This is a genomic window from Mesorhizobium sp. M4B.F.Ca.ET.089.01.1.1 (assembly GCF_004022605.1).
In the GTDB taxonomy this organism is placed as follows: Bacteria; Pseudomonadota; Alphaproteobacteria; order Rhizobiales; family Rhizobiaceae; genus Mesorhizobium; species Mesorhizobium abyssinicae.
This window is the reverse complement of the sequence record NZ_RZOS01000260.1, coordinates 1-8,065: the sequence shown is the minus strand read 5'-3', so window position 1 is coordinate 8,065 and position 8,065 is coordinate 1. Positions and strand designations below refer to the sequence as shown.

Below are 8,065 nucleotides of genomic sequence, written 5' to 3'. Positions count from 1 at the left end.
GGCGGCGAAGGCGCAGAGCCACATCCGCCAGGCCAGGCCGCAGCAGGCGCCGGCAAAGCTGCCCGAAACCGGCCCGATGGCGGCCATGCTGAAGAAGCTGTTCGGCGGCAAGGGCTGAACGTCGCCGGGGATGGCGGCCGAGGGCTTGACGTTCGTCACCCCTTTCGCCCATAGCCCTGATCAAATTTCGATTTCCCGATAGGACCGGACAAAATGGGTTTCAAATGCGGCATCGTCGGCTTGCCTAATGTCGGCAAGTCGACGCTCTTCAACGCGCTGACCAGGACGGCGGCGGCGCAGGCCGCCAACTATCCGTTCTGCACCATCGAGCCCAACACCGGCGAGGTCGCAGTGCCGGACTCCCGCCTGCAGAAGATCGCCTCGATCGCCAAGTCGAAGGAGATCATCCCGACGCGCATCTCCTTCGTCGACATCGCCGGCCTGGTGCGCGGCGCCTCCAAGGGCGAAGGGCTGGGCAACCAGTTCCTCGCCAACATCCGCGAGGTCGACGCCATCGTCCATGTGCTGCGCTGCTTCGAGGACGACGACATCACCCATGTTGAGGGACGCATCGACCCCGTCGCCGATGCCGAGACGGTCGAGACCGAGCTGATGCTCGCCGACCTCGAAAGCCTCGAGCGCCGCATCGTCCAGTTCCGCAAGCGCGCCGCCGGCAAGGACAAGGAAGCGATGAGCGTGCTGCCGATGATGGAGGCGGCGCTCGAACTGCTGCAGGCCGGCAAGCCGACCCGCATCCTGTTGAAGGGCATAGCGGCGGAGGATCTGCGCATCCTGCAGGGGCTCAACCTGCTCACCTCACACCCGGTTCTCTACGTCTGCAACGTCGCGGAAGCCGATGCCGCGACCGGCAACGAGCACTCCAGGGCCGTGGAAAAGATGGCCGCTGCGCAGGGCGCCGGCACTGTCGTCATCTCGGCGACGATCGAAGCCGAGGTTGCCCAGCTTTCCGACGACGAGGAGATGGAGTTCCTCGCCTCGCTTGGCCTCGACGAACCGGGTCTCAACAAGGTGATCCGCGCCGGCTACGACCTTTTGCATCTCATCACCTATTTCACCGCCGGGCCGAAGGAGACGCGCGCCTGGACCATTCACAAGGGCGACAAGGCCCCGCAGGCCGCCGGCGTCATCCACACCGATTTCGAGCGTGGCTTCATCCGCGCCCAGACCATCGCCTTCAACGACTTCGTCACCCTCGGCGGCGAAGTTGCGGCCAAGGAGGCCGGCAAGGCCCGCGATGAAGGCAAGGAATATGTCGTCCAGGACGGCGACGTGATGCTGTTCAAGTTCAACACCTGACGGTCCGGGATACGCGCGGCTGGCTCACCAGAAATGACTTGACCAAACGCCTGTTGGCCGGCATCCGGGGTGCCGATCCTAACGGGATCGCGCGTTCGTCAACCGGATCCGGACCATGACCGCAAAGACCTGGGCCTATGAGGATTTCGTCGAGGGCGCCTCGCTCGACCTCGGTGTGAAGCACGTATACGCCGCCGAGATCATCGCGTTCGCCAGCGAGTTCGACGCCCAGCCGATGCACCTCGACGAGGCGGCCGGCAAGGCCAGCATCCTCGGCGGCCTGTCGGCTTCGGGCTGGCACACCTGCGCGATGTTCATGCGCATGCTGTGCGATGCCTTCCTGCTCGACTCGACTTCGCAGGGATCGCCCGGCATCGAACACGTCAAATGGAAGAAGCCGGTGCTCGCCGGCGATACGCTCAGCGGGACGGTGACCGTGCTTGCCAAGCGCCAGTCCAAATCGCGGCCTCAGCTCGGCCTCGTCACCATGCGCAGCGAACTGTTCAACCAGCGCGGCGAGAGCGTCTTCGAGCTCGAGAACACCGGCATGTTCCTGACCCGGGAGGCCGCGGCGTGACCCTCGACGAGTTCTTCCTGATCGGCCACACCGTCACGCTGGGCTCGCACAAATTCGAGCCCGACGAGATCAAGGCCTTCGCCCGCAAATACGACCCCCAGGTCTTTCATGTCGATGAGGAGGCTGCGAAGAAGAGCGTGCTCGGTGGCTTGTGCGCCTCCGGCTGGCACACCGCCGCCACCTGGATGAAGTACAATCTCGAAAAGCGCATGGAGACCGAGGGGGTGCGCTGGACGGGTCCAGGCCCGCAGCCCGAATTCGGCCCCTCGCCCGGCTTCCGCAACCTGAAATGGCTGAAACCGGTCTATGCCGGCGAGACCGTGACCTTCACGCGCACCGCGCTCGCCCACCGTCCGCTTGCCGCGCGCCCCGGCTGGAACCTGCTGACGCTGCGCTGCGAAGCCTTCGATTCGACCGGCGACAAGGTCATCGAGTTCGACAGCGCGGTGCTGGTGAAGGTGGAGTAGCCTCTTCCTTCTCCCCGTAAACGGGGAGAAGGTGCCCGAAGGGCGGATGAGGGGCGGCACCGGCGCAGGTGTCTCAAACTCGACCGCCGCGCTTGCCCCTCACCCTGGCTCCGCTCGCGTTGTTCGCTGCGCGTCCCTCTCCCCGTAAACGGGGCGAGGGAGAAGTGCTAATGCCCCTCGAAGCCGATCAGCGTCCGCACCGGCACGCCGAGCGCTTCGAGCTTCTCGCGCCCGCCGAGGTCAGGCAGGTCGATGACGAAGCAGCCGGCGACGATGTCGGCGCCGATCTGCCTGAGCAGCTTCACCGCCGCCTCCGCCGTGCCGCCGGTGGCGATCAGGTCGTCGACGAGTATCACTTTCTCACCGGGCGAGACGCCGTCCTTGTGCATCTCCATCTCGTCCAGCCCGTATTCCAGGCTGTAGGCGACGCGCACCGTCTCATAGGGCAGCTTGCCCTTCTTGCGGATCGGCACGAAGCCGGCCGAGAGCTGATGGGCGACGGCGCCGCCGAGGATGAAGCCGCGCGCCTCGATGCCGGCGATCTTGTCGACCTTCAGCCCGACATAGGGATGCACCAGTTCGTCGATGGCGCGGCGGAAAGCGCGCGCGTTGCCGAGCAGCGTGGTGATATCGCGGAACAAGATGCCCGGCTTCGGATAGTCCGGAATGGTGCGGATGGCCGCGAGCAGCGTTTCTTCGAGAGAGGATTTCATGGCCGGTTGATCCGTTGCCGTACAGTTTTGCCGGCTAGCGGCCGAAAAGAAAAGGGCGCCCTTCGGCGCCCTCGCATTTTTCCGTCGCAGTCGCTCAGTGGGCGACGTCGGCCCACACCTTGCGCTTGGTGAGATAGACCAGCGCGCCGAACAGGAGCAGGAACACCAGCACGCGGAAGCCGGTCTTCTTGCGGTCCTCCAGATGCGGCTCGGCGGCCCACATCAGGAAGGCCGAGACGTCGCGGGAATACTGGTCCACTGTCTGCGGCGAACCGTCGTCATAGGTCACCTGGCCGTCGGAGAGCGGCTTCGGCATCTTCAGCGACACGCCGGACAGGAAGTACGGGTTGTAGTGCGTGCCCTCGGGGATCACCATGCCGGCCGGCGGCGTCTGGTCGTAGCCGGTCAGCAGCGAGTGGATGTAGTCGGGGCCGCCCTGGGCGTACTGGGTGAAGATGTCGAAGACGAAGCGCGGGAAGCCGCGCTCGACGCCGCGCGCCTTGGCGAGCAGCGACATGTCGGGCGGAGCGGCGCCGCCATTGGCCGATGCGGCGGCTTGCTCGTTCGCGAACGGCGCCGGGAAGTGATCGGACGGCTTGCCCGGGCGGTCGAACATGTCGCCGGCATCGTTCGGGCCGTCGTGGATCGTGTATTCGGCGGCCAGCGTCTTCACCTGCCCGTCCGAATAGCCGAGCCCTTCCAGCGTGCGGAAGGCAACCAGGTTCATCGAATGGCAGGCCGAGCAGACTTCCTTGTAGACCTTCAGGCCGCGCTGCAGCTGGGCCTTGTCATAGGTGCCGAACGGGCCGGCGAAGCTCCAGCTCATTTCCTTCGGCTCGTCGATCGGGAAATGCGTCGGTGCCGCCGCGTTATGTGCCTCTTCGGCGATGGCGCCTGCACCTGTCATCCAGGTGCCCGCGGCCACCAGGCCAAGCAGAGCCAGCGAGGTGAGAATCTTTTTCATACCCAGATCCCCTTAGATTCTCAGCCCTTGGTTTCCGGCGCGGCGTTCGCGTTGGCCGGATGTCCGCCGCCGCCCTTGTTCTTTTCCAGCACCGCCTCGGTGATCGAATTGGGCAGCCTGCGCGGCGTCTCGATCAGCCCGAGCACCGGCAGCGCGACCAGGAAGAAGGCGAAGTAGAACAGCGTCGCCATCTGCGCCATGAACACATAGCTGCCTTCGGCCGGCTGCGAGCCCAGCCATCCGAGCAGGATGGCGTCGGCCACGAACAGCCAGAAGAACAGCTTGTACCAGGGCCGGTAGACCGCCGAGCGCACCTTGGACGTGTCGAGCCACGGCACCAGGAACAGCATGGCGATGGCGCCGAACATGCACAGCACGCCGCCGAGCTTGGAGTTGATCGGCCCGATGTTGAAGGTAATGGCGCGCAGGATCGCGTAGAACGGCAGGAAGTACCATTCCGGCACGATATGGGCAGGCGTCTTCAGCGGGTTGGCGACCGTGTAGTTGTCCGGGTGGCCGAGGAAGTTCGGCAGGTAGAAGACGAAATAGGCGAAGACGAACAGGAACACGATCATGCCGAACGCGTCCTTGATGGTGGCGTAAGGCGTGAAGGCGACGGTATCGGTCTTCGACTTGACCTCGATGCCGGTCGGATTGCTTTGCCCGACGACATGCAGCGCCCAGATATGCAGCACGACGACGCCGGCGATCATGAACGGCAACAGGTAATGCAGCGCGAAGAAGCGGTTCAGCGTCGGGTTGTCGACGGCAAAGCCGCCGAGCAGCAGTTCCTGGATCCAGTTGCCGACCAGCGGAATGGCGCTGAAGAAGCCGGTGATGACGGTGGCGCCCCAGAAGCTCATCTGTCCCCAGGGCAGCACATAGCCCATGAAGCCGGTCGCCATCATCAGCAGGTAGATGATGCAGCCGAGGATCCACAGCAGCTCGCGCGGCGCCTTGTAGGAGCCGTAATAGAGGCCGCGGAAGATGTGGATGTAGACGGCGACGAAGAAGAACGAGGCGCCGTTGGAATGGAGATAGCGCAGCAGCCAGCCCGAATTCACGTCGCGCATGATCTTCTCGACCGAATCGAAGGCGAGCGTGGTGTCCGACGTGTAGTGCATGGCCAGCACGATGCCGGTCAGGATCTGCGACGCCAGCATGATCGACAGAATGCCGCCGAACGTCCACATGTAGTTGAGGTTGCGCGGCACCGGATAGGCGACGAAGCTGTCATAGACCAGCCTGGGCAGCGGCATGCGGGCGTCGAACCAGCGTCCGAGACCGGTCTTGGGCGTATAGGTCGAGTGTCCCTCGCTCATCGAAATATCCCCTGCCTCAACCGATAAGGATCTTGGTATCGGAAATGAACTTGAATACCGGCACCGCCATGTTCTCGGGCGCCGGGCCTTTGCGGATGCGGCCGGCGGTGTCGTACACCGAGCCGTGGCACGGGCAGAACCAGCCGCCGAAATCGCCTTCCTGGCCGAGCGGGATGCAGCCGAGATGGGTGCAGACCTGGACCATGACCATCCAGGCTTCCTTGCCGGGCGTCGTGCGGTTGGCGTCGGTCGCCGGAGCGTCGGCCGGCAAATTGGCGTTGCGGGCGATCGGGTCCTTGAGGTCGGCGAGATTGACGGCCTCGCCGTCCTTCATCTCCTTCTCGGTGCGATTGCGCACCACGACCGGCTTGCCGCGCCACTTGACGATCAGCGACGTTCCCGGCGTCAGCGACGAGACGTCCACTTCGACCGAGGCCAGCGCCAGCGTCGAGGCGTCGGGGCGCATCTGGTCGATGAACGGCCATGCGACGGCCCCCGCGCCGACAACGGCGGCCATGCCGGTGGCGACATAGAGGAAATCACGACGGTTGGGATCGTGGGTATCGGTTGCGCTCACGGGTGCCTGATCCTTTCGCCTCTTCCGTGCCGGCGGCCGAGCCTTGTCCCCGCTCAATCGCGCCGGCCCGACAGCGCATGGCGAACAGGCTAGCGAATTCCTCCGGCATTTGGAGTTCGGTTTATGCGTGAAGCCCGTTTTTGTCCAGTCGGGTGAAGGCACAAGGTCAGATTGTCGCGGGGGTAAAATCCGATGCCGGACGGCGCTGCGCCGAAGGGTCGCCAAACAGCCCGAAACGACCGCAAAAACAACGGCGATCTTGCCACGCCTTTGCCTCGACAGTCGGCGCCGGCTCGGTCTATTCTGCCCTCATGGCGCACGTCATCGACCGCGACAAATGGGCCAGGATGCCCGACCGTTGGCAAGGCGAGCTCGAATGCGGCGCCTGGGGCTCCAACTCCTGCCTGATCTTCAATTATCTGCCCGGGACCGGCGGCGGTCCGCGCCTGCACCGGCATCCCTACGCGGAGATCTTCATCGTCCGCCAGGGCAGCGGCCTGTTCACGGTCGGCGACCGGGAGATCGAGGCATTCGCCGGCCAGATCGTGATCGTGCCGCCCAACACGGCGCACAAATTCACCAATCTCGGTCCTGGCCCGCTGGAGACCATCGATATTCACGAGAACGGCAGCTTCGTCACCGAGTGGCTGGAGTAGATCCCCGGTACGGCAAGAGACCCGAAGGCAGCGCCTATTTCGCGCCGAGCCTGACCAGGACTGCCCTCGGTATGTTGTATTCGCGGATCACCGCATCGTGCTTGCGCAACCCGCAGAGCTCGCGCTGGATGAAATAGGCATGCACGGCCTCGGCGGCGTCCTTGAGCAGTCGCGGCCGCCGCTCCTCGTCGTCGCCGTTCTCGCGCAGTCTGGCCAGCGTCGCCTCGACGCGCTGGCCGGCGCGGCCGAGAGCCGCCGCCTTTTCGGCGAGGATCTCGTGGCCGAGCAGGTCGAGTGCGCTCTCCTGCGCTCCCGCTCGTCCGAAATTGGAGGGCATGCGAACCGACATTGCTCTTCCTACTCCGCCGGCCGCGTCTCTTCCAGCACGCTTTCCTCGTTGAACAGGAAGCCGCCCGACTGCCGCTTCCACAGCCGCGCGTAAAGCCCGTCCAGCGCCACCAGCTCGTCATGCGTGCCCTGTTCGATGATCCGCCCGCCGTCGAGCACCACCAGCCGGTCGAGTGCCGCGATCGTCGACAGCCGGTGCGCGATGGCAATCACGGTCTTGTTCTCCATCAGCCGCGTCAGATTCTCCTGGATCGCCGCCTCGATGTCGGGATCGAGCGCCGAGGTCGCCTCGTCCAGGATCAGGATCGGCGCATCCTTGAGGAAGACACGAGCGATTGCCACACGCTGGCGCTGGCCGCCAGACAGCTTCACGCCGCGTTCGCCGACATAGGCGTCGTAGCCGGTGCGCTCGCGGTTGTCGCGCAGGCCGATGATGAACTCGTGTGCCTCGGCCCTCCGCGCCGCCGCGATCACTTGCGTCTCGGTCGCTTCCGGCATGCCGAGCTTGATGTTGTCGCGCAGCGAGCGGTGGAACAGGGCCGTGTCCTGGCTGACCACGCCGATATTGGCGCGCAGCGAATTTTGCGTCACCTGCGCGATATCCTGGCCGTCGATCAGGATCTTGCCGCCCTCGAGGTCGTAGAGGCGCAGGATCAGATTGGCCAGCGTCGTCTTGCCGGCTCCCGATGGGCCGACCAGTCCGACCTTCTCGCCGGGCCTGACGACGAGGTCGATGCCGTCGAGCACGCCCGCTCCCTTGCCGTAGTGGAAAGTCACGTTCTTCACATCGATGCGGCCGCCGGCCACGATCAATTCCTTGGCGTCCGGCGCGTCGGTGAGGCCGAGCGGCTGCGAGATCAGCGCCTTGGAGTTCTCCAGCACGCCGAGGTTCCTCAGGATGCCGTTGAGCTGCATCATCACCCGGCCGAGCAGCATGTTGAGCCGCAGGACGAGCGAAAGCGTGAAGGCAACGGCGCCGACGGTGATCGAGCCTTCGAGCCATAGATAGATGGCAAAGCTGGCGATGGCGGTGATCATGACGCCCGACAGCGTCGTCAGCGCCATGCGCACGCCGGTCAGCCGGCGGGTGAACGGGCGCAGGGCGTCCAGATAGATGTCGAAAC

Annotated in this window: 10 protein-coding genes and 1 pseudogene; 5 read left to right on the top strand and 6 right to left on the bottom strand. The window is 64.9% G+C overall.

Features of this window, described 5'->3' with window-relative positions; all coding sequences use genetic code 11:
• From EN780_RS40730 to EN780_RS21875, 4 genes and pseudogenes are all read left to right on the top strand, one after another.
• Positions 1-118 (top strand): annotated as a pseudogene (locus EN780_RS40730) (aminoacyl-tRNA hydrolase); the annotation flags it as partial.
• Between the two features lie 95 nt (positions 119-213).
• Positions 214-1,317: a redox-regulated ATPase YchF gene (gene ychF, locus EN780_RS21885; protein ID WP_128275301.1), complete on the top strand. Its 1,104-nt coding sequence runs from the start codon at positions 214-216 to the stop codon at positions 1,315-1,317.
• A 115-nt stretch (positions 1,318-1,432) separates the two neighbouring features.
• On the top strand, positions 1,433-1,894 hold the full coding sequence (locus EN780_RS21880; RefSeq protein WP_128275300.1) for a MaoC family dehydratase: 462 nt from the start codon (positions 1,433-1,435) through the stop codon (positions 1,892-1,894).
• Positions 1,891-2,361, top strand: a complete 471-nt coding sequence (locus EN780_RS21875; RefSeq protein ID WP_128275299.1) for a MaoC family dehydratase — start codon at positions 1,891-1,893, stop codon at positions 2,359-2,361. Before EN780_RS21880 ends, EN780_RS21875 begins: the two co-directional genes overlap by 4 nt.
• Positions 2,362-2,528: 167 nt before the next feature.
• On the opposite strand, the gene EN780_RS21870 is transcribed toward EN780_RS21875, so the two are convergent.
• From EN780_RS21870 to petA, 4 genes are all read right to left on the bottom strand, one after another.
• Positions 2,529-3,074 (bottom strand): adenine phosphoribosyltransferase, encoded by a 546-nt coding sequence (locus tag EN780_RS21870; RefSeq protein WP_127282818.1) that lies wholly within the window; start codon positions 3,072-3,074, stop codon positions 2,529-2,531.
• Between the two features lie 94 nt (positions 3,075-3,168).
• A complete protein-coding gene (locus EN780_RS21865) occupies positions 3,169-4,038 on the bottom strand; it encodes a cytochrome c1 (protein WP_127282817.1) in 870 nt (289 codons plus the stop codon).
• Positions 4,039-4,058: 20 nt separating this feature from the next.
• Positions 4,059-5,360: a cytochrome b N-terminal domain-containing protein gene (locus tag EN780_RS21860; protein ID WP_128275298.1), complete on the bottom strand. Its 1,302-nt coding sequence runs from the start codon at positions 5,358-5,360 to the stop codon at positions 4,059-4,061.
• Positions 5,361-5,376: 16 nt separating this feature from the next.
• Entirely contained in the window at positions 5,377-5,937 is a 561-nt protein-coding gene (gene petA, locus EN780_RS21855; RefSeq protein WP_128275297.1) for a ubiquinol-cytochrome c reductase iron-sulfur subunit, read from the bottom strand.
• 311 nt (positions 5,938-6,248) lie between these two features.
• On the opposite strand from petA, the gene EN780_RS21850 reads away from it, so the two are divergent.
• The gene (locus tag EN780_RS21850; RefSeq protein WP_127282833.1) at positions 6,249-6,593 is read left to right on the top strand and encodes a cupin domain-containing protein; all 345 of its coding nucleotides are present in this window, start codon (positions 6,249-6,251) and stop codon (positions 6,591-6,593) included.
• A 34-nt stretch (positions 6,594-6,627) separates the two neighbouring features.
• Here the strand turns inward: EN780_RS21850 and EN780_RS21845 are convergent, their stop codons facing one another.
• The gene (locus EN780_RS21845; protein WP_128275296.1) at positions 6,628-6,942 is read right to left on the bottom strand and encodes a DUF6665 family protein; all 315 of its coding nucleotides are present in this window, start codon (positions 6,940-6,942) and stop codon (positions 6,628-6,630) included.
• An 8-nt stretch (positions 6,943-6,950) separates the two neighbouring features.
• Positions 6,951-8,065: ABC transporter ATP-binding protein (locus tag EN780_RS21840; RefSeq protein ID WP_133372667.1), on the bottom strand; the 1,115-nt coding region annotated here is incomplete at its 5' end.

Excerpts from the sequence above, each read along its gene's own strand:
- EN780_RS21845 (WP_128275296.1), bottom strand. The coding sequence starts at position 6,942 with ATGTCGGTTCGCATGCCCTCCAATTTCGGACGAGCGGGAGCGCAGGAG.
- ychF (WP_128275301.1), top strand. The coding sequence starts at position 214 with ATGGGTTTCAAATGCGGCATCGTCGGCTTGCCTAATGTCGGCAAGTCG.
- EN780_RS21860 (WP_128275298.1), bottom strand. The coding sequence starts at position 5,360 with ATGAGCGAGGGACACTCGACCTATACGCCCAAGACCGGTCTCGGACGC.
- EN780_RS21865 (WP_127282817.1), bottom strand. The coding sequence starts at position 4,038 with ATGAAAAAGATTCTCACCTCGCTGGCTCTGCTTGGCCTGGTGGCCGCG.
- EN780_RS21870 (WP_127282818.1), bottom strand. The coding sequence starts at position 3,074 with ATGAAATCCTCTCTCGAAGAAACGCTGCTCGCGGCCATCCGCACCATT.
- EN780_RS21880 (WP_128275300.1), top strand. The coding sequence starts at position 1,433 with ATGACCGCAAAGACCTGGGCCTATGAGGATTTCGTCGAGGGCGCCTCG.
- EN780_RS21850 (WP_127282833.1), top strand. The coding sequence starts at position 6,249 with ATGGCGCACGTCATCGACCGCGACAAATGGGCCAGGATGCCCGACCGT.